Genomic DNA, 19979 nt, shown 5'->3' on the forward strand with positions numbered 1-19979 from the left:
CGATGTGCCAAAAGCCGAGGCTGGTCGCCTCTCTCAAGTCTAAGCCATAAGAGCCGATCTCAAAGCGAGCTTTGGCTCTTCTCTTCTGTCTTACCCTTGCCGTTGAAGCTTCGCTTCCCCGGTCTTTTGTCACATCTCAAAATAATCGTTTCTTTAGTACGCTTTGCTTGCAAAGAATTATTCAAGGCTACGCCACTCTTAATATAATCAGATATTCAAGCTGCCGCCTCCTTCAGACTTCCGATATCAGCCCTCAGCCTTCTGGTCTGATTTTCTAAAGGGAGCACCAGTCAGTCCTTTAAACATCCAATTGGAACAACTAATACTCCATCCTCAGGACGTTTGTATGCATAGTCTCCTACACCTGTCAATACCATCAAAAAAGAAGGCTTTTTCATCTTGGTCGTATCAATCTTATCCGAAAGAGCTTTCAGACTCTCAGCTCCTTCTTTTATCAGTTCATAACCTCCAAGCTTTATTTCTATTAAACCGTAAGAACCATTTCGTAGATGAACCACTGCGTCGCACTCCAAGTTATTCTTGTCTCTGTAGTGATAAACCTTTCCGTCCGATGCTTCTGCATAGACACGCAAATCCCTCACAGCAAGAGTTTCAAAAATAAGCCCAAAAGTATTCATGTCGTTAATCAAATCATTGGGTCCCAAACCCAAAGCAGCAGTAGCAATTGATGGATCTGTAAAATAACGGGTATCCGAAGTCCTGATAGCTGTCTTACTCCTCAAATTAGGATTCCATGCGACGGAATCTTCTATAACGAAAATTTCCTTAAGTGCCTTAATATAATTATACACCGTACTATCAGACAATAGTTCATCTCCGTTGTTCTTTATGTCAGCTAATATAGTACCTGCTGTTGCTTGACTTGCCTGATTACGTGCATATGACCGCATGATACGTTTGGCGAGCTCCTCATCCCTATCCACATCATCCACTCTTTTGATATCACTACTAACCACTGAGTCGTAATAGTCAAATGCTTGTGCCAGTGCCGCTTTCTCGCTTTTTCTTAGCACAGCCTTTGGCCATCCGCCTCGACAAGTAAGATATGCCAGTCTATCCAAATCAATATGGCTTTCAGCATCAATAGACTCTGAATTCTTAAACAATTCACCCAAACTTACCATTCCTGTTGAGTCTTCTGATTCCCATAGTGTCATCGTACGGAGTTTTAGTCGTGAAATTCGCCCTGTTCCAGTATGGTGTATCTGCTCCTCTTGTATCATATTCCCTTCTTTGTCCTTCTTCGGTTTAGGAGGAACAGCAGAGCCAGTCAGAATAAACTGCCCATCATCCTCTCGTTTATCCACCTCATTTCTCACCGCATCCCAAAATTGGGGGACAACCTGCCACTCGTCAATAAGCCTCGGTGTATCACCGATCAATAGCTTTGTTATTTTCGTTTTTGCAAGAGCTAAATTTTGGGACAAAGTGTCAGGATCTGCCATAGACAGAACACTACCAGCTTGTTGCTTAGCTAATGTCGTCTTCCCACAGAACTTTGGTCCCTCGATTAGTACCGCCCCTGAGGCTTCCAGCTTGTCTGCAAGTATCTGATCCGCAATTCTTTTCTTATATTCCATATCTTAGAACTATTTTGGGGCAAAGATACAAAATATATTTTAATCCAACAATTTTTTTGCAATAAATGCGACAGTTGGCTGAATTTTGATGCGACAGTTGGCTGAATTTTGATGCGACAGTTGGCTGAAGTCGGAATGGGTTTTTCAGGTTTTTGTCAAATAGCTCACATCAGACCTCAGACATCAACCATCAGACATCTAATAGATCTGTGTGACTATAAAATTAACGTTGATTGTTTGAATTATTTTAACACTGAATGTGTAAAGATTGTTAACAGGAGGGCTCTTTTTTTAGGGCTGTGCATTGCTATAGAGTTGTACAATGAAGAAAAAGAAAATAACGACCTTTACACCCTGAATATTTTTCTACTAATTTAATTATTTCAATTATGAAGCAAATTAAAATCAGGAAAGAAGAAGTTGCGGAGCTCATCGCAAAGAAACTTCTTGAAAGTGTCAAAGAGGTCGAAGGACTACAGTACAAATTACGTCAAGCGTTCAGTATTCATGGAAGCCATTTCTCCCAGAAGAATGCCTTCAAATTATCCAAGAATCACTTTGCGGAGATTGTTGGAGGTGCCGCCATCAAAGACGACAAGAAGGCTTTCATGATGTTATGGATGGCTACTGGAGAGAAAATATGGGACAGGATCAATGAGGACGAAGAAGAGTTTGAAGAGATTAAAGATTAAAGATTAAAAATTAAAGATTAAGATTTAAAGATTTAATTAAAACCATATACTAGTAAAAACTAACATTTATGAACTATTTAAAATTTAGCCTCTTCGGTTCTCTGAAGGGAACGGAGAGTAAGGCAGTGAGTGTCGATGAGATTATCAGACTCATCAAACATGATGACAGTGTCGCACAGAAGACGGACCTCTATCGGCAGATGGCTCAGAACGTCAGCCGTGAGACGGCAAAGAAGGAGATCAAGGAGAAGGTGATGCCCGCCTTTAGCGTGGGTGTCGTCTTTAAGAGCTATGGCAGGAAACTGGCTGATGTGGAACATGCCACGGGACTCGCCTTGTGTGATTTGGATAAGATAGACGATGTAAGATGTAAGATGGATGATGTAAGAGCGAGGATCTGTCAGGATCCACATACGTTCTTGTGTTATCGGACAATCAGCGGGGAGGGCTTCCGTATCCTCTATCGCTTTGTGAGGGAAGGCAACCGCCATCTCAACTGTGAGGTGTATCCTGCCGCTTTTAAGAAGGGAAATGACTATTTCCAGGAGCTGACGGGGTGCGAGTACGATAAGGCTTGCCGGGATGTCGTCCGCCTCTCCGGTCTTGCCCATGATGCGGAGGTGTACTATAACCCTGACAGTGAACCGTTTGTCATCACGGACGAGGAGTTCCTGACGGAGAGTCTGTCGAATGCTCCTTCAGAGCCTGGTAGACCTCGTAAGATGTATGAGGTAGACTCGCAGCATGCCACTCCCGAAGAGGCATGGCAACGGGTCCAGCAGATGCTGACGCAATGGGGGATGAGTTATACGCCTGGCTCCCGCCATGACTATATCTTACATGCCGCAGGACTTTTTAACCGTTTTGGCGCCGACCAGGACGCCTTGTGTGAATGGGCTGCCCAGGAATGGGGCGACCTGTCTGAGAAAGAGCGTCGTGACGTCATCAGTTTTTGTTACCGCAGGAAAGAGGAGCATGGTATCTGGCGACTGGCTCAGTCCTCGGGGAAGGGGCGTAAGAATGCCTTGCTGTCGACGACGGAGATCCGCTCATGGCTCTCCGAGCGCTGCCAGGTGTGTTATAATGTCGTAACGGACCAAACGATGTATAAAAGGTTCATGGTTCATGGTGAAGGGTTCAGGGTTCATGGTGAAGGGTTCAGGGTTCAGGATGAAGGGGAGTACGAACTTATTGACGAGCGGGTGGTGGAATCGATGAGGTGCCAGATGGAGGCAGATACGAGGAAGCGTGTACTGACGAAGGATGTGCTCAGTGTACTGAACAGTGACTTCTCCGTCCTCATCCACCCTATCCGTGACTATATCCACCAACTGGCGCCATGGGACGGGAAAGACCGGGTGCATGAACTCGCCACCCATCTTGTGGCGGAGCCTGTCATCGACGGACAGTCTCCTGAGGAGGCACAGCAGGATATCGAATGGGCGCTCCATAAATGGCTCGTCGCCATGGTAGCTACCTGGATGGACGACAAACAGGCGAACCACCAGGTGTTCACCCTGATCGGTGAACAGGGCATCTATAAGTCGACCTTCTTCCGTCACCTGTTGCCCCAACCGCTCCGAGGCTACTCCTGGGAGAATGCCCATAACTCTTTTGCGGCAAAGGATGACAAGCTCGCTATTGCGGAGAACTGTCTGGTGGAGATCGAGGAGATAGAGGCGATAGAGGGGCGACAGATGGCTGAGCTGAAAGCTCTGGTGACTGCCGAGAGCATCAACGAGCGACGCCCCTACGCCTTGTTCCGTAAACTGAAGCCCCGCCTCGCCTCCTTCTGTGCCTCCGGTAATGAGCAGCGTTTCCTGACCGACCAGACGGGCAACCGCCGCTGGTTGTGTTTTAAGGTGAGTCATATCGATGACCCCAGACAGTGGAACATGGACTACGAACAGCTCTACGCCCAGTTGCGGGAGGAGTACCAGCAGGGCTTCCAGTTCTGGTTTGACAAGCAGGAGGAGAAAAAGGTAGAACGTCTCAACGAGCCCTTCCGCCTGATCAGCACGGAGGAGCAACTGATCGGTGCCCGGTTGAGGAAACCTCAACGTGGGGAGGAAGCCAAGAAAATGAATGCGTCGATGATCTCCATCTTCATTGGTGGTGGACACTTGTCGAACCAGATCTCTATTCGGAAGATCGGGAATGTCATGCGGAAGATGGGGTTCAAATGGACGCACCGAAAAGATGGTGATTATTATTATGTCGTAGAAATTGGTTACAATGAGATACAACACTATCTATCTGATAATGAGAAACTTGGAATCCCATTTTGACGAAAAGGTGATTTAAGTGATTGTATTTTTTGTAAATCTATATATTACTAAATTAATTATCCCCATAATTATTTTTGCTATATATATAAATTCGTGTATTATAGAATCACTTAAATCACCTGATGTGGCTGAAACGCCGATAAATAAAGGCTTTAAGCGAGGTGATTAAAGTCTCCAAACGAATTAATTAAATGCTTTAAATGAATTAAAAACAACTTATTAGCAATGAGTAAGAAGAAGAAGGATGATGATGGATGGTTTAAAAGTAAACTGGCGGAGTACCTGGATATCACTGTCAGGACGCTCTGGAATTATATGCAGCCGTTCAAGGAGGAGCTTGCGGCAATGGGATTAAGTCCTCGTGCAAAGAAGCTCCCTCCTCACGTCTTAAAATTCCTCAGTGAAAAACTCTGTTTCGATTATAATGTCACATCGTTATCTGTGGCAAATAAATCTGTGGGATCTACAAAATCTGTGTGACTTTTTTTAAAAAAAATCTTGAAAAGGGGGAGAAAACGGAAAATGAGGTTTCAGAATGTTGTAACTTTGTAGGTGATAACGAGAGGAAGCAAGTCGCGCGGTAGCCCACTCTCATCTCTAAACTCTTAAACTTTTAAACTTTACAAAAATGCCAGTACTTATCAAAACCAGAGAAAACAAGAACTCCCGATCCTCTGCCTTCGGGAAGTTCTTCGGACGAGTCGTGACCACCCAGACCATGTCGTACAGCGCCCTGTGTAAACACATGTCGGAGCACAACAGCGTCTATGGAGAGGATGTATGCCTCGGTGTCGCCAACAAGTTACAGAACTGTATCCTGGAACAGCTGTTCGAGGGCAAGAAGGTACAGTTCGGAGACCTCGGCACCTTCTACCTCTCCGTGAAGAGCACCGGAGCTGATACGGAGGAGGACTTCAACCTCGGACTACACATCAAGGGGCTGTATCTCCGCTTCCGTCCTAACCGTCAGGACATCAACGACTTGTCGTCGAAGACGCTGAAGAAGCGTGCTGACTTCATGAATGCCAAGGATCTCATCATCAGCAAGACGAAGAAGACCACGGAGGAACAGGAGCCGAATAATGGTTAAGGGTTCATGGTGAAGGGTGAAGGGTTTGTGTCCGGGACCAAGCGATGAGACTCCAGAGAGTGTGAAGAATCTCTTATTTCTTACCTCTACCATCACCATACCTCTCATGAACGCAGTCTGCTCAACCCCTTTTTCCTTCCTCCCTCTCGTTCTTTGAAATATTGTCACACAGATCCTGTAGATCCCACGGATTTTAATGGCTGGTGATGGAACTGCTTTGCAGTTTCGTTGTGTTGTATGCGGTCTTTTGCTCGAGCAAGCTTGGCAATATCCCGCCTCCATCCCAACACAAAACCACCTACGTGATTTTGTTCCATCTCCATCCATTCCACAGATATATTGCTATAGATTCTTGATTTAAGTGATATAGGCGCTTGTCATAGGATGACACGATGGATACCTTTCTGCATGTCGTTTGAGCTAAAATTTACCAACAGCCCCAAATTCAAATTGGTTAGCTTTAAATAGGTCTTTAGCTGTTTGTAGAATACGGTTTTGATTTCTTCTACGGCTTTTAGCTCAATGACTATCTGGTTCTCCACCAAAATATCCAAACGGAGATCTGAAGTGAGTTCTTGTCCTTTGTAGATGAGGGGGATTCTTTTCTGTCGCTCATACTGTAACCCTCTAATAGACAGTTCATAGCATAATGCCTCTTCATAGACAGACTCCAGGAGTCCTGGTCCTAAAGTGTTATAAACTTCAAAGATAGCTCCTCGTATCAGATAAGTTAGTTCGTTATGTTCCATATTTCTTTTGGTTTTAATCACCTACTAAACGCTCTCATGCTCCAAATATTGTGTTGAAATATTAAATGTCACACAGATCTTGTAGATCCCACGGATTTCAATGGCTGTAGATGGAACTGCTTTGCAGTTTCGTTGTGTTGTATGCGGTCTTTTGCTCGAGCAAGCTTGGCAATATCCCGCCTCCATCCCAACACAAAACCACCTACGTGATTTTGTTCCATCTCCATCCTTTCCACAGATTCATTGGTGCTCCAGAATTGAGGGCTGAAGGATGAAGGCTGATGGATGATGTCGGATAGATGATGTAAGAAATCAAAAGGATAATATCAAAGATGTGACAAAAGACCGGGGAAGCATAGCTTCAACGGCAAGGGGAAGACAGAGATACGGAACCAAGTTTACTTGAGTGCAGTATAACTGGCTTAGCCTTGAGAGAGGCGACCAGCCTCGGCTTTTGTCACATCGTTATCTGTGGTAAAATAAATCTGTGGGATCTACAAAATCTGTGTGACAATTTAAAAGGGAATTGAATAACTTATTAATAACTTAAACTGAGAAAAATGAAAAAAGAGACATTAAGTAAAATCGTGAATTTCATCGTTACCGTGCTGACTGCAGCACTCAGTACCTTCTTCATGCAAAGCTGCGTGATGAACCGCTAACCGCTAAACAATAAACAATAAACAGATGCGAACAATCAATTTAATAGTGATTCATTGCAGTGCGACACGCTGCGACAAGGACTTCCCGGTAGAGGCACTGGAGGCATGCCACAGGGCACGAGGGTTCAACGGTATCGGCTACCACTACTACATCACCAAAGACGGACAACTGCACCTCACCCGCTCTGAGGAAGTACAAGGGGCTCATGCCAAACGCTATAACAAAAACAGCATCGGGATCTGCTACGAGGGCGGGCTTGACGAGAAGGGTAAACCTGCCGACACTCGTACTCCTGCCCAGAAGCGTACGCTCCTCGCCCTGCTGAAGAGTCTGCGTGTGGACTTTCCTGATGCGGAGATCCTCGGTCACCGTGACCTCCCCTGGGTCAAGAAGGCATGTCCCTGTTTCGATGTGACGGAGTATCAGATTCTGTAAGGAGACCCTCCTAAATCCCCCCTATTTAGGGGGGACTTTTTGTTTTTTAGTCATACGAATTTAGAATCTGACCTTTGGTCAGAGAAATTATTCAAAATTAACGATGTGACAAAAGCCGAGGCTAGTCGCCTCTCTCAAGTGTAAGCCATAAGAGCTGAGCTCAAAGCGAGCTTTGGCTCTTCTCTTCTGTCTTCCCCTTGCCGTTGAAGCTTCGCTTCCCCGGTCTTTTGTCACATCTCAAAAAATTATTCAAGGCTACGCCACTTCCTCATCCTTCTTCCATCTTACATCATATTAGGGAGCTCGTAGGCTTGAATCATACTTGAAATTAGTCCAGGAAGGCGGCAGCATGAATAGCCTAGAATAGGGAGCCCGTAGGCTTGAATAATTTTTTGAGATGGTTTGGGATGTAACATCATCGAAAAGATGATGCATGATGTTTTAGGAGGAACAGCGTAAAGCTTGCTTTAACGATGGGACTCATGAAACAGCATGGGAGCTGCCGATAAGGCAGTTACAGCCCATACCATCGTTAATTTTGAATAATTTCTTTGCGACGCAAGGAGCAAACTCCTTTCTCTGCAAAGCGTTTCAAGAAACGATGACTTCGACCAAAAGATAAACCTCAATATTTTTACATAAAATATAAAATTTCCAGCTTTCACTTTTGAACTTTCAACAATTTTTCGTACCTTTGCCCCGTTATAGGACACAAGCCCTATTGAATCTACGGGACGCAAGTCCCTCGTGTAGAGGTGGTAACTCGTTGACCTATATCCTTTTAGGCACCATTAACCTCCCCTCACCACCATGAAAAATCCCTGGTAGTGAAGGAAGGGTAGGATGTATCCAAAGGATAAGTCATCATTCCCCTCACACCAAAACTAAAGATTTTTATTATCGAGTAAACTAAGGGAATTATGATAGTAACTAGTCAAACAGAAACAACAACGAAGAATACTAAGACTGTTTCCGCTCGTGAACGTATAATGGCTAGCACAATGTCTGTAGATGAGTATTTCGACGAGCTCATCTCTGAGGTTCATCAGGACTATGGTTTTCTCTTCACCAAAAGTTTCGGTTAATCCCGGGGGGATTATCATCAGATGATGCAAAATTCCTCTTACCTCTTACTTCTTACCTCTTACCTCTTAGCTCTTACCTCTTACTTCTTACCTCTGACATCTTTAGCCTTCCTTTGGTGTTCCTTTAGTGTTCCATTGGATAGTGTAGGGATGCGTGCCGATAGAGTGCGGATAGTCGGAGGGTGATTGTCACAAAGCCGTCGCAGGCGGCAAGACAATATGAAAGTATAAAAAAATAATTGAAAAAAGTGGGCCTGAATGGCACAAAAATAGGGTTGAGGAAGTGTTAAAAAGCACATTTGCCTTCTGTATGTGCAAGAAAAGTCGTACTTTTGCAGATTAAAGAATTGTTGATAATATGAGTCGTCAAATCTATTTACCAGAGCTGGTGAGTATAAACATTAAGAATTATACTCTCTATCCAAACGGCTTGGACTATACCTATGACTTTGTCAAAGGTATAAATCTTATTTTGGGTGGAAATGGAATGGGTAAGACCACTTTTGTCAATATTATCAAATTTGGTTTGATCGGACTATACCGTAAGGCTAAAGACTTGACCAGGACATATCAAGGCCGTGCGATAGTAAAGCGTCTGCTTTATCCTTCAGACTTTTTTTCTGCCAGAAAAGATGATTCTGTCAAAGCGGTTGGAGAAGCCACAGTGACTTTACATTTTTTAATAAAAGATGCCCACTTTAGGGTTGTTCGTAGTTTGGATACCGGAACACTCTTGTATGTAACGATTAACGGAACCCCGTTGGTTGGGGAACCGCTAACAGAGGATAGGTATGAAAGACTTGAAAATATAAATTTGCAGAAGCCCTTTCTCCTTTATGCGTATGAGACTCAGATAAGAGCGTATTCAAATCTTACTTTTGATGACTTGATTTTCTTTGTAAATGAAATCCTTTTCTTTGGTGAAAACCATAATACAGTTCTTTGGAATGAAGGTATTGACGGAAGAACGGATGTGCAGTATGAACTATTCACTAAATATTTCAGTGAGCCAGAATTGAACGAAAGACGACAAGAAATGTCTCGTCAAGCAAGATACTATGACAGTTTGTCACGCCATAAGTCAGAAGATATGCGCGTAATAAACAACTTGCTGAAGAAATTGAAACAAAGTGACGGCGATGGTACATCACCCCAATCTGCCACCATTGACATCATTGCTCTAAAAGGTGAAATTGAAAAACTGACAGAAGAACTATCAGCCATCAAGTCCGCGCAGAAGAAGTTGGATGAGGATATAGCCAATCTACAAGGAGAGATTAACAGGGATAGCCTTCAGGCTTCTAAATTAGACGATGAAAAGAAACAATTGGAAAAAGAGATGAATGCCAGTCTTTGGGAAACACTACACCCGATGTACGATGTCTTTGTCAAGAATATCCAGTTGAATCACGTTTGTCCAATTTGTAATCAAGAAACAGATGCTTTGGTTGATCGTGTTAACGAAGCGACTTCAAAATGTTTTGTTTGCGGTAGCGAAATACATTTAACATCAGATGAGATTCTGACGGCAAAGTATAAGGAAGTTATAGCTACTCATAAAAGCCTTTATCAGGGAATAGCAAATAAACAAAGGAAGATAAGGGCTATAGAAGATAGCCAACATAATCTGGATAGAGATTTCAGGGAGAAAGATCTCAGGCGTCGTAGTCTCCAGCAGCAACTTCGCGAACAAGAGTTCAAGCGTGCAGAATCAGCTGAGCCTGACAAACTGCAAGCTTTGGATGACGAGTATAATAAATATGCAAAAGAGAAGGAAGAACTCCAGAAGAAAAGTGATGAGTATAAAGTTCAGGAGTTACAGCTAACGAGTAGGATTGCAGAAGAAATCCTTTCTAATGTTTCTCGTTTTTCATCAATATTTTCCAGTTATGCCCAACAGTTTTTAGGTGTAAGCTGCTCCCTGGAGTATAATAGCTATGATGACCGTCCCACGAGATTTTATCCTGTTATTGACGGCAAGGTGAGAAAACAAGAGGAGTCACTCTCGGAATCACAGCGTTTCTTCATTGATCACTCCTTTAGGATGAGTATATTGACTTTCTTCTATCAGTCACCGTCCTTCTATATAGTGGAGACCCCCGACAGCAGTCTTGATCTCTCATACGAGCAAAATGCGGCAGGGGTGTTTCTCCAATTTTTGAAAAAACCAAATATTGTCATCGTTACCTCCAATTTGAACAACAGTTCTTTTATTAGCCATTTGACAAAAGATGAGAGTGTTCAATTATCGATGGTAGGTTTACTGGATATAGCCAAGCAATCTGCCATTCAAGGTGGTAATGAACGGATAAAGAATATTTACAATGAAATAAAAAACAAGATACAATATGAGTAATCGTGAAGAACTGATGTTGGCTAATGCAGACATTATGACCATCATTGCCCATGCGCGGAAGATAGGGTGGGATACCATCAGTATCAACTCCTTGCAGAGGATAGTGTATCTGATGAAGGTTCTTTATGCTTTCAATCACGATGAAGAAAACGAGTTTGGATACTATCATTTCAGCGTGTCCTTGTTTGGTCCCTACTCCGAACTGGTTTATAGAAGTCTTATGTTTCTCTTGTCTTCTCAAAGATTACTCGGAGATAAAGACGGTGACGTATCGCTTAATTTAACCGATGGAGTAGATAGTGTGTCAGAAACAAAGATAAAGTGGATTGATACTATTCTGCTTATCCTCGGTAAGTATGGTGAAAGTAAAATATTCAGTTTCATTGTCAATGATCCGTTGTATGAACAGTCAGTCAAGGCAAATCTCAGTACTGAGATAAATACGAGTCTGGAGAATGATACACTGAAAGTTCTGAATGACTTCAAGAAGGCCTTTGAAGAAACTTTGCATGATACATCTTCTATTAGCAAGGAAGAGTATATCAGTCTGTATTTTGACTATCTTTTCAGTCAGATTATTAACAAGAAGTGAGTGCTATGAAGTTTACAGGAAATCCAGAATTCAAGCGCTTGCTTGACGAGAAGAAGCAAGACATAGTACAGCGTACCAGCGATGGTGTGCAAGAGACAGCGCAGTTCCAGCGTTTGCGCTCATTGTTATCCGAGACGCGTAGGAAGAATGCTGAGCGAGATTACAGACTCGTCATCATTAGTAAAGCAGACGTTGCAAGCCTTTGCACGGATGCAGAAATTAAGATAGCCGAACTATTCAAAAATGCATCTTTCTTGACTAACAAAACTGTGTATGTAGATGCGGATTTGTCCATACTCAATTTCAATAACGACCCGTTTCCAGCAGAAAATAATGAAGCACGTCGTTTTTTCGCGTCGTTATCAAACACAAAAGATGCATGGGTAGTTTTTCATGTCTCTCCAAACTCAACGATAAACTATTTTATAGATGGGAAAGACTATGGTGATGGTGTTTTTTACACTTTGGATGCACAGAATAGTTATGAAGAGCGGAAAACCATAGAGAGCTTACAGGAAGTTTTAGACGACTATCGTATCAACCTCACACATCAAGATACATATCTCAAGTTCTTTGTTACGAAGGCAGGCTTACGTGCACTCCATTCTCTTACAAAGTCCACAGAGAACATTGACACTTTTGTTGCGAATAACAAACATGTGTTGAACAACAAGCCAGAATATCTGTTTCAGAATGATATTCGAAACTACATTCAACAACATATGAGGGTGGTCGTTTCTCGTGAGGTGATGCTTGAAGATCTTGACCGTTTGGATATAGAACTTACTGATGAAGATGGCAAGGATTTATATTTTATTGAGATAAAGTGGTTGGGAGAAAGCATAAATGCTCAAGGTAACGATGTGTCAACAAAGTATAATGCTACCCCTCGCATAAAACCTGATGCTGTAAAGCAAGTAGTTGGATACATTAATGAACTGTTGATAGAAAAGAAAAACATTAAGATAGGCTACCTTGCAGTATTTGATGCCCGCAAAGATGACTTGCCTGATAGTGGGACAGGTATCTCTGAAGAAGATCTTCCTGAAAATCTGCGCGAGCATTATCCGCGTTTTATAAAATTACAGGATTTTAGGGTAAAGAACGAAAACCCTCGTTAAACGGTTCTTATGAGAGAATATCCATTCATAGATTGCACTGAAAGGTACGACTCCATTATGGTGTTTGGCAAGAACAAGGATGTTCTTGTGCATCGTTGGTATCCTTTTGTTGAGGGATATTCCAAAGAGTTTATTGAGGATATTCTGCAGGAGCTACCTTTCACTCCCCAGTGTGCAATGGAGCCATTCTGTGGTAGTGGAACCACGCCGGTCGAGTTGCAGAACCATAACATCCGCTGCTATAGTTTTGAGGTGAGCCCCTTTATGTATCTTCTTGCCAAGGTGAAGCTTGAGCGGACTTATGATGAGGTAACATTAGTTAAGTATAGAAATAGTGTGGCCGACACTTTGAAGAATCCGATACAGTATATTCGCAGGGAGGAAGCTATACCCTTTGGAGATACCGTAGTGCATAAAGACGGGAAGAAGAAGTGGAACTTTCACGATTCTTCACTTGATGGAATACTTGATATTCGCTATGCGATACGCACAAAGGTTGATGACGAAAGGTATAAAAAACTATTTTCGATAGCTCTGGCCTCAATCATTCTTCAAGCCAGCAATATGTTCCGTAATGGCAAATGCCTTTCATATAAAAAGGGCTGGGAGAATAGAATAATAAGCCGTAATGAGATTCATAAGCTCTTCTTGAATCAACTGGATACGGTGATTTCTGAGGATGTTAAGATACTGTCATCACAGAGTGCTAAGGTTTGCAACGCAGATATATGCTATTTTGGAGATGTACGCAAGTCTATTGAGAATGTAGATGACGACACTCTTGATTTGATAATCACCTCGCCGCCATATTTGAATTCTCGCGACTATACAGACATCTATATGCTGGAGCTGAAAGTTTTGGAGTTGGTGAACAGCCACGAAGATTTGCAAAAGCTTCGCAAAAGCACCCTCCGCTCTCACGTGCAGGTCAAGTATGAAGAAGTGAAGCCGATAGATAATGCCAGATTGATAAACTGCCTGTCTGATATGAAGAAGTCAGATGCCAAAAGCTGGAATTCAGATATTCTCAATATGATATGCGGCTATTTTGAGGATATGCAACAGCTATTTTCTGCATTTTCCCAAAAAATGCGCAAGGGTGGTGTTATTTATTTCAATGTGGCAAATTCCGCATACTTTGGAGTAGAAGTGCCTGTTGATATGATTATTTCTGATATAGCAGAGGACTGTGGAATGAAAGTGCGTGAGATTAGGAAGGCCCGTGACATTAAGACAAGTCCTCAGCAGAGCAAGTCACTTGGTAAAAAGCTTCATGAGAGCGTAATAGTGATAGACAAGTAATAGTGTGATAGATAGAATACCAGTCGCTGGTAGATTGCGGGTTCCTTAATGCCAACCACGGCTCTATGGAAGTCAAGTTTGACACAATGCTTCCTTTGCGGGATAAAGAGCTTCATGTGAAGATTAAGGACAGGCCTTATCACATGAATGTCATCATACTGACAGATACGGGTATGCAAATCAGCAAGCTGATAAGCGTTGAGGCGGATGCCGTGTTTGCAGAGAAACTTGTGGAACAGATAAACAAGAGTGAAGTTGCGACGGCTACTGTAAAATGAGCCAAGAAGCCGCTTCAGTCACATTTGCGGGACAAGCCTGAAAAAGACTTGTGTCATTGTTTGATGACTAATAATCAAAAGGAGAGGATATATGGATACAATTAAAATGCATATCAGTCACGTCAAGTGTATTGATGACTTGACGTTTGAGATACCAGTCGAGAAGGGACTATATGCCATCACTGGAAAGAATGGATCAGGCAAGAGCACAATAGCTACATGCGCCGCCAGTTTGTTTTTTCAGATGAAGATGCAGTTGTATTTTGGAGCTACAGAACCTAATGCTTCTATTACCTTTGAGAAGGACGGAGCATTCCGTTCTTGGACCTATGATGGTTCCAAGTGGATCCAGTCTCAGACCGGCGATATGAATATTAAAGGATTCTACGAAGGTAGTTTGATTTTTGGCAATAGGTTCAAGGATACTTCTATGCCTAAAGTTCAGAAGGCTATGAATGTAGATACCAATACCCTTGTTGTTGCAGATGACTTCATTCGCAAGAACTTGGGCCTGATTCTACAAGGAAACGAGGAGTATTATGAGAAATTATATCATTTGCCGAGAAACAAGCAGTCGGAATTTGATGGATATGTTTTCTACTATGAGAAGAATGGGCGCCGCATCAGCCAGTTTCATATGTCAACTGGCGAAAACCTGCTGATTAGCGTACTGAATTCAATTAATCTTCGAAATAATGACCGTGCGAGTTTGTCAAAGCCCTGTGTGCTGTTTCTTGACGAAATAGAACTTGCGCTGCATCCATCATCCTTGAAGCGACTCCTTAACTTCTTGGAGGATATGTCAAACAAATATAACTATGCTATTTACTTCTCTACACATTCCATAGAGTTGATAGGAGCCATCAAGCCCGAAAATATATTCTATGTAGAAAGGCATTCCGACAATAGTATAGAGATACTCAATCCCTGCTATCCCGCATACGCAACAAGAATATTGTATGACCATTCAGGTTTTGACAATGTAATCCTTGTCGAAGACGACCTTGCCGCCTCTTTTATCAAGTGCATCCTACGCGATGAAAACCTTCAGCGGAACAGAATGATACACGTACTGCCTTGTGGCGGTTATACCAATGTGTTGAAGCTTGCTGACGAAGTGGTCAAGTTCAACATTCTTGGAAAACGTTCTTCTGTAAGCGTAGTGTTAGATGGCGACTGTAAGAAAGAGGCCAACCGTTTTATTCAGAAGAATAACATAAGAAACAACCTTCCCATATCTTTTCTGCCTATTGAAAGTCTGGAAAAGTATCTGCATAACAAGTTGTATGTTAATGTTGACCACGGCCTTTACAGATATCTGACCGACTACGTTTTCCAAGTAAAAAGCATAGACGCGATTATTCTTGGATATGAGGCTCAGGGCGCACAAAAGAATGATGAAGACGGCAAGAATTTCTGGTGGCATATTGAGAAGGAGCTCAAAGAGCGACGCACAAGCCGCGAAGAACTGATTAATATCATTGTAGGTTATGTCAGAGACAATAATACTACTGAATATGGTAAGATAAGAGATTTCTTAAAAGACACATATAGACAAAGATAGCAACTATTACAGCATCGGAGCCAACAACGCCGAGGCAACAAATGCTGTTAGTAAAACAGACTATCGTGCAAAATCTTTTATTGCTCTTAAAGAAGCTCGTGAGTCAATTGTACTGGATTGAATTACTTCATCGTAACAAATACATAGACGATAAGCAATATCAGAGCATTTATAACGATGCAGAAGAACTAGTAAAGTTGCTTGTTCATCGCTGCAAAAAGATTGATGAGCAACTTTGTGAGGATAAATAACAACATCAGACATCATACATCATCCATCTGACATCTTACGTTCGATACAGCCAGTCAGAACAAAAAAGAAAATAAATAATACAATGCAAACAGTACAACAACAATATATAGCAAATTGGCATGATAGCTTTGTGAGCTATATTAGGCAATATGAGGCACTCATTGTTGCACTGATTGCGTTGCCAGAAGTGCCAGATGAAGATAAGCAGGTGCTTGACAGATTGAAGCTGATGCTTCATTGCAAGGATGCACAGAACGTAGAAAAGGATTTGGCTGAAGGTACGGTATCAAAGAGTACTCTTGATAAGATAGAGAAACTGAATAAGGATATTGCAGATGTTGCAGTGGAACAGCTAAAGACTGATGCTGTGGTAAAGGAGTTCTTAAAGAGATTGACTCATCTTAAGTTAGAACAAGATAAGAAAGCAGAAGAACTGAGGCTGAGGGCACTGAACATTAGTATTTAGTTCGAAGCGTACGGAAGAACCTTACGGAAAACAGCAGGGGACTGTGTAGAGGATGTACACTGGTGCTACTTTGATGACATGGATAGTCTGGAGTATACGATGCAATGAATTTATGAGGCGATACAAGAAACATGATGTAAATGCTGAGATATCAATTAAAGAGTTTTGTTGAATATGTTATCAAGTTTATTGAAGCCGCTATTTGAGAGGGTAAAGACAGTGAACAGAGCACTATCATCAACGACTCAATCTCTCAAAAGTGCTATTGATAAATATAACACTTCAATTAACGACCCTTATAATTTCCTGGATATTAACAATAATATCAGGATGCATGAGGAATTAATTAGATTTGAGGATAATCGTTTGATAGGGAGAAGAAGACAGACTGCAATCCTTCTTACGATATTTGGCATATTGTTTGTCTATTTTCCTCAGATTGTAACTTTCATATTTCAAAGACAGAATGAATGGTGGGTATTGTCAATATTTTCCTTGTATTTTATTGGAATAATTGCATCCGTTATATGTTTCATACTCCATATTTGGCCGGCAAATATACCACAGCAAATATCCCCATCAATATTCTTTAACGAAGATTTGAATAATTATAAAGATGAAGGCTTAGATGACGAAGAAGCGAATATAGGAGTAAAACACTCTTACCTAAGAAATTTGGAGAAATCTCTCGAACTATTGCAGAATGCAAACAAATGGAAAGGATTTTGGCATTTTTGGTGCATTATCTGTTTAAGCGTAACTTTCGTTTTTTATTTTGCAAGCTCTACGATAGTAATCGCGTCAAATAAGATAGATAATAGAGAAATAATCAATAAAACAAAAAACAATATGGGAGAAGAGAAAAAAAAGAAGTTTGATCCTTCAAAAACACATGACGTACCTCCACAGGTAATAAGAGAGGGTAAAGAGATAAAGTTTATCAATACAAGCAAAAAAGACAGTACAAAGAAGTAATACAAAACATGGCTGGTGGATTTGATAAACAGCAGATGAAGACGTTGCAGGGCATTACTAAGAATGTTCATACAATGAGGCATCATTGCCAGGTTGACGGTTGCGAAGAGGCTGCTATCAATTCACATCTGTTGCAGCGCAATGGTATTTTAAACAATATAGCTGAGAATAACCATCTGATAGAGGCACGCCCTACTGATTTCTTTAAGTGGAATGCTATTGATTGTCCAATAGAATTTAGACAAGTTGGAATAAACCAAGCTATTTCACTCTCTGTGTTTTGCGACAAACACGATACGGAACTCTTTAAGAAAATAGAGCAAGGCAATCTTGATTTTGGTGATTATGAGACTCAGTTACTTTTAAGCTATCGTGTGGTTTGTGCAGAAATAGTCAAGAAAGAACAAAATATTGAGATAACCAAGAGGATACAAAGAGCAAATACACTAAACTTTCCTGCGGAAATGCTCAATACAGAACTGAAAGGATACCAATTGGGTTTACGTGATTTGAATGAATATAGGAAACTCATTGAATCAGAGTTGAATGCACCAACTTCAAAGTTCCATTTTCGTCGCTATAGCTATTCTAAGATAGCGGTAGCCGCTTCTGCTACATTTTCTTATGAGGTAGATGCAGGCACATCCAGAGGCATAGAGAAATCTTTTGAAGGTAAGGTATGGGATACCGGTTTTATTCATGTGATACCAACTGGCACATCATTAGAAATAGTCGTTGGTTATCATGAGGATCATACAAATGATTATCTCGTTAGATATATCGATTCTTGGGCAAACCTTGACGATGTCGCTTTGAAAATGCAACTAACTGATTTGTTTGCAGCACGTATTGAAGGATGGGTAATGTCACCAAGTTTATTTAAATCACTATCCAATGGCGCAAAGGATAAGTTTATGAGATACTTTTCTGATAATGCCGCCAATTACAATATGCTTCAGCGACCAGATTTTAGTCTGTTTGATAAGTAGTATGACAACAATTAAGATATTGATATGAGTTTGGCAAATAATCTTGACTCGAAGGTCATAGGCAACAGAAAAATCATTATTGAGACACGTTTTGATCCTATAGTGTCTATGCTTGATAAACGTGGACAAATCGTGGATACTGTCTTGTCATCTGGCCTTATCAATACCCCTCATTGGGAAGTTGGCCCTTCTGAGGTAAACCTTAGAGATTGTGAGAATAGGGACGATGCTCGTAACTTTGTATCTGTTCGATTCAATAGGATTAATATCATGTCATTACAAATAGACTCAATAGAATCCTATTTTGACAGGTTTTCAAAGTTGTATGAAAAGATTACCGGTGTTATTGGTACAGGGGTTGTTAGGCGTATTGGCTGTCGTGTAATGGGTTCATATTATACAAAGTCTTCCTCCTACGATACAATATTATCTAATTTCCTGAAACTATTCCCGGAAAGATTGCAGTTGTCGAAGTTTCCTGCCAATGATTTACTTTTCAATTTGACCTACACAGGAGGTATGTATCAGATTGGACCTTTAAATACAGTTGATCCGTTCTATGAAAGAGAGTTCAATAATTCTTTTTGCAAGAAACATGTAGGTGTTGCCATTGATACGGATAACTATATTACAAATGATGAAAAGCCGATAGACAAGGTATCACTCATCAAAGATATTTATACGCTCTCACTTTCTGTAGAGAAAGACTTATATACAATGCTGTCGGAATTATAAGATGAGCCATAACAGAAATAGAGATAGGGGTGGAGGACGCCCAACACCTCCTAAACAACAAGTATATAGAGATGAGTACAATCTTGAGGATAATTTCAAGAAAGTACGGCAATATGCTAAGAACTCAAATCGTCCAAAGAGAGACGTTACTGAACAAGAAGACAATTTGGATGACCGCAGCAGGATAATAAATTCATCACAAAGTACGATGAATGGTCCTACTGAATCCGATTCTTGGAACAAATATACTCATTTAGATGACAAAATTACCGATTTCCAGAATCAAAATGAAGATGCTCATGTTCAGATACGGAAAGACTTGGGTGATAAGATAAACGATGAGGTTAAAGATTTACGTAGTGAAATAAAAAGCAAACTATCCACAGCGTGGTTTGTTAGAGCCATCGCGGTGTTAGCCGCCATAGTATCACTGTTCTTCATTCTTTCTTATAGTAAGGTACTTGGAACCCAAGATAAACATACAGAAGAAATCCAAGAAACCAAGTTGCAAATCAAGGATGTTGAATCTGAAGTGAAAGAAGTTAAGAAAGATATCAACTCAATTAATGAAGATCTTAAGAATACTTCCAAAGGAGGAAATAAAAGAATTGTGAAATAGTTGATGGAGTTGAAGGCATGGTTACAGGCTTTTGGAGATGCGATGCAATAAAAGATGCGACTATTAATGCTATCCTGCGTGAGTTCGTGATGAGCAAAGTTTCTTGTGATGAGATGAGCAATATGGA

The 19979-nt window shown here is 41.4% G+C and carries 21 protein-coding genes; 19 read left to right on the forward strand and 2 right to left on the reverse strand.

The annotated features are described in order from the left end of the window. Window positions 1-290: 290 nt before the first annotated feature. Entirely contained in the window at window positions 291-1601 is a 1311-nt protein-coding gene (locus tag BM257_RS12605) for an ATP-binding protein (RefSeq protein ID WP_092073316.1), read from the reverse strand. Between the two features lie 389 nt (window positions 1602-1990). Between BM257_RS12605 and BM257_RS12615 the strand changes: the two genes are divergently transcribed. From BM257_RS12615 to BM257_RS12630, 4 genes are all read left to right on the forward strand, one after another. After that, window positions 1991-2293: a hypothetical protein gene (locus BM257_RS12615; RefSeq protein ID WP_092073322.1), complete on the forward strand. Its 303-nt coding sequence runs from the start codon at window positions 1991-1993 to the stop codon at window positions 2291-2293. Window positions 2294-2361: 68 nt separating this feature from the next. Next, window positions 2362-4581: a VapE domain-containing protein gene (locus BM257_RS12620; protein WP_092073325.1), complete on the forward strand. Its 2220-nt coding sequence runs from the start codon at window positions 2362-2364 to the stop codon at window positions 4579-4581. A 225-nt stretch (window positions 4582-4806) separates the two neighbouring features. Further along, the gene (locus BM257_RS12625) at window positions 4807-5061 is read left to right on the forward strand and encodes a hypothetical protein (RefSeq protein WP_092073328.1); all 255 of its coding nucleotides are present in this window, start codon (window positions 4807-4809) and stop codon (window positions 5059-5061) included. Between the two features lie 148 nt (window positions 5062-5209). Beyond that, a complete protein-coding gene (locus BM257_RS12630; RefSeq protein WP_092073331.1) occupies window positions 5210-5671 on the forward strand; it encodes an HU family DNA-binding protein in 462 nt (153 codons plus the stop codon). Window positions 5672-6048: 377 nt separating this feature from the next. Here the strand turns inward: BM257_RS12630 and BM257_RS12635 are convergent, their stop codons facing one another. After that, complete coding sequence (locus BM257_RS12635; RefSeq protein WP_092073564.1) at window positions 6049-6420, reverse strand: GxxExxY protein; 372 nt, start codon at window positions 6418-6420, stop codon at window positions 6049-6051. Between the two features lie 560 nt (window positions 6421-6980). On the opposite strand from BM257_RS12635, the gene BM257_RS15325 reads away from it, so the two are divergent. The 15 genes from BM257_RS15325 (at window position 6981) to BM257_RS12700 (ending at window position 19852) form a co-directional block, all read left to right on the forward strand. Next, a complete protein-coding gene (locus BM257_RS15325; protein WP_177216121.1) occupies window positions 6981-7082 on the forward strand; it encodes a smalltalk protein in 102 nt (33 codons plus the stop codon). Window positions 7083-7107: 25 nt separating this feature from the next. Further along, the gene (locus BM257_RS12640) at window positions 7108-7518 is read left to right on the forward strand and encodes an N-acetylmuramoyl-L-alanine amidase (RefSeq protein WP_092073334.1); all 411 of its coding nucleotides are present in this window, start codon (window positions 7108-7110) and stop codon (window positions 7516-7518) included. Window positions 7519-8438: 920 nt separating this feature from the next. Further along, entirely contained in the window at window positions 8439-8603 is a 165-nt protein-coding gene (locus BM257_RS14960; protein WP_177216122.1) for a hypothetical protein, read from the forward strand. Window positions 8604-8961: 358 nt separating this feature from the next. Continuing rightward, a complete protein-coding gene (locus BM257_RS12645) occupies window positions 8962-10959 on the forward strand; it encodes an AAA family ATPase (RefSeq protein WP_092073337.1) in 1998 nt (665 codons plus the stop codon). Further along, window positions 10952-11551, forward strand: coding sequence for a hypothetical protein (locus tag BM257_RS12650; RefSeq protein ID WP_092073340.1), 600 nt, complete (start codon window positions 10952-10954; stop codon window positions 11549-11551). Before BM257_RS12645 ends, BM257_RS12650 begins: the two co-directional genes overlap by 8 nt. A gap of 5 nt (window positions 11552-11556) precedes the next feature. Beyond that, a complete protein-coding gene (locus BM257_RS12655; protein ID WP_092073342.1) occupies window positions 11557-12672 on the forward strand; it encodes a hypothetical protein in 1116 nt (371 codons plus the stop codon). Window positions 12673-12681: 9 nt separating this feature from the next. Next, entirely contained in the window at window positions 12682-13974 is a 1293-nt protein-coding gene (locus BM257_RS12660) for a DNA adenine methylase (protein ID WP_092073345.1), read from the forward strand. A 65-nt stretch (window positions 13975-14039) separates the two neighbouring features. After that, complete coding sequence (locus BM257_RS12665; protein WP_092073348.1) at window positions 14040-14252, forward strand: hypothetical protein; 213 nt, start codon at window positions 14040-14042, stop codon at window positions 14250-14252. 91 nt (window positions 14253-14343) lie between these two features. Then, a complete protein-coding gene (locus tag BM257_RS12670) occupies window positions 14344-15816 on the forward strand; it encodes an ATP-dependent nuclease (protein ID WP_092073351.1) in 1473 nt (490 codons plus the stop codon). 41 nt (window positions 15817-15857) lie between these two features. Beyond that, on the forward strand, window positions 15858-16067 hold the full coding sequence (locus tag BM257_RS15330; protein WP_092073354.1) for a four helix bundle protein: 210 nt from the start codon (window positions 15858-15860) through the stop codon (window positions 16065-16067). 83 nt (window positions 16068-16150) lie between these two features. Further along, window positions 16151-16534, forward strand: coding sequence for a hypothetical protein (locus BM257_RS12680; protein WP_092073357.1), 384 nt, complete (start codon window positions 16151-16153; stop codon window positions 16532-16534). A gap of 219 nt (window positions 16535-16753) precedes the next feature. Beyond that, on the forward strand, window positions 16754-17509 hold the full coding sequence (locus BM257_RS12685) for a hypothetical protein (RefSeq protein WP_143096858.1): 756 nt from the start codon (window positions 16754-16756) through the stop codon (window positions 17507-17509). A gap of 8 nt (window positions 17510-17517) precedes the next feature. Then, window positions 17518-18498, forward strand: a complete 981-nt coding sequence (locus BM257_RS12690) for a hypothetical protein (protein ID WP_092073363.1) — start codon at window positions 17518-17520, stop codon at window positions 18496-18498. A 24-nt stretch (window positions 18499-18522) separates the two neighbouring features. Further along, entirely contained in the window at window positions 18523-19233 is a 711-nt protein-coding gene (locus tag BM257_RS12695; protein WP_092073366.1) for a hypothetical protein, read from the forward strand. 1 nt (window position 19234) lies between these two features. After that, window positions 19235-19852, forward strand: coding sequence for a hypothetical protein (locus BM257_RS12700; RefSeq protein WP_092073369.1), 618 nt, complete (start codon window positions 19235-19237; stop codon window positions 19850-19852). Window positions 19853-19979: the final 127 nt, after the last annotated feature.

Source organism: Prevotella sp. tf2-5, from assembly GCF_900115435.1.
Lineage (GTDB): Bacteria > Bacteroidota > Bacteroidia > Bacteroidales > Bacteroidaceae > Prevotella.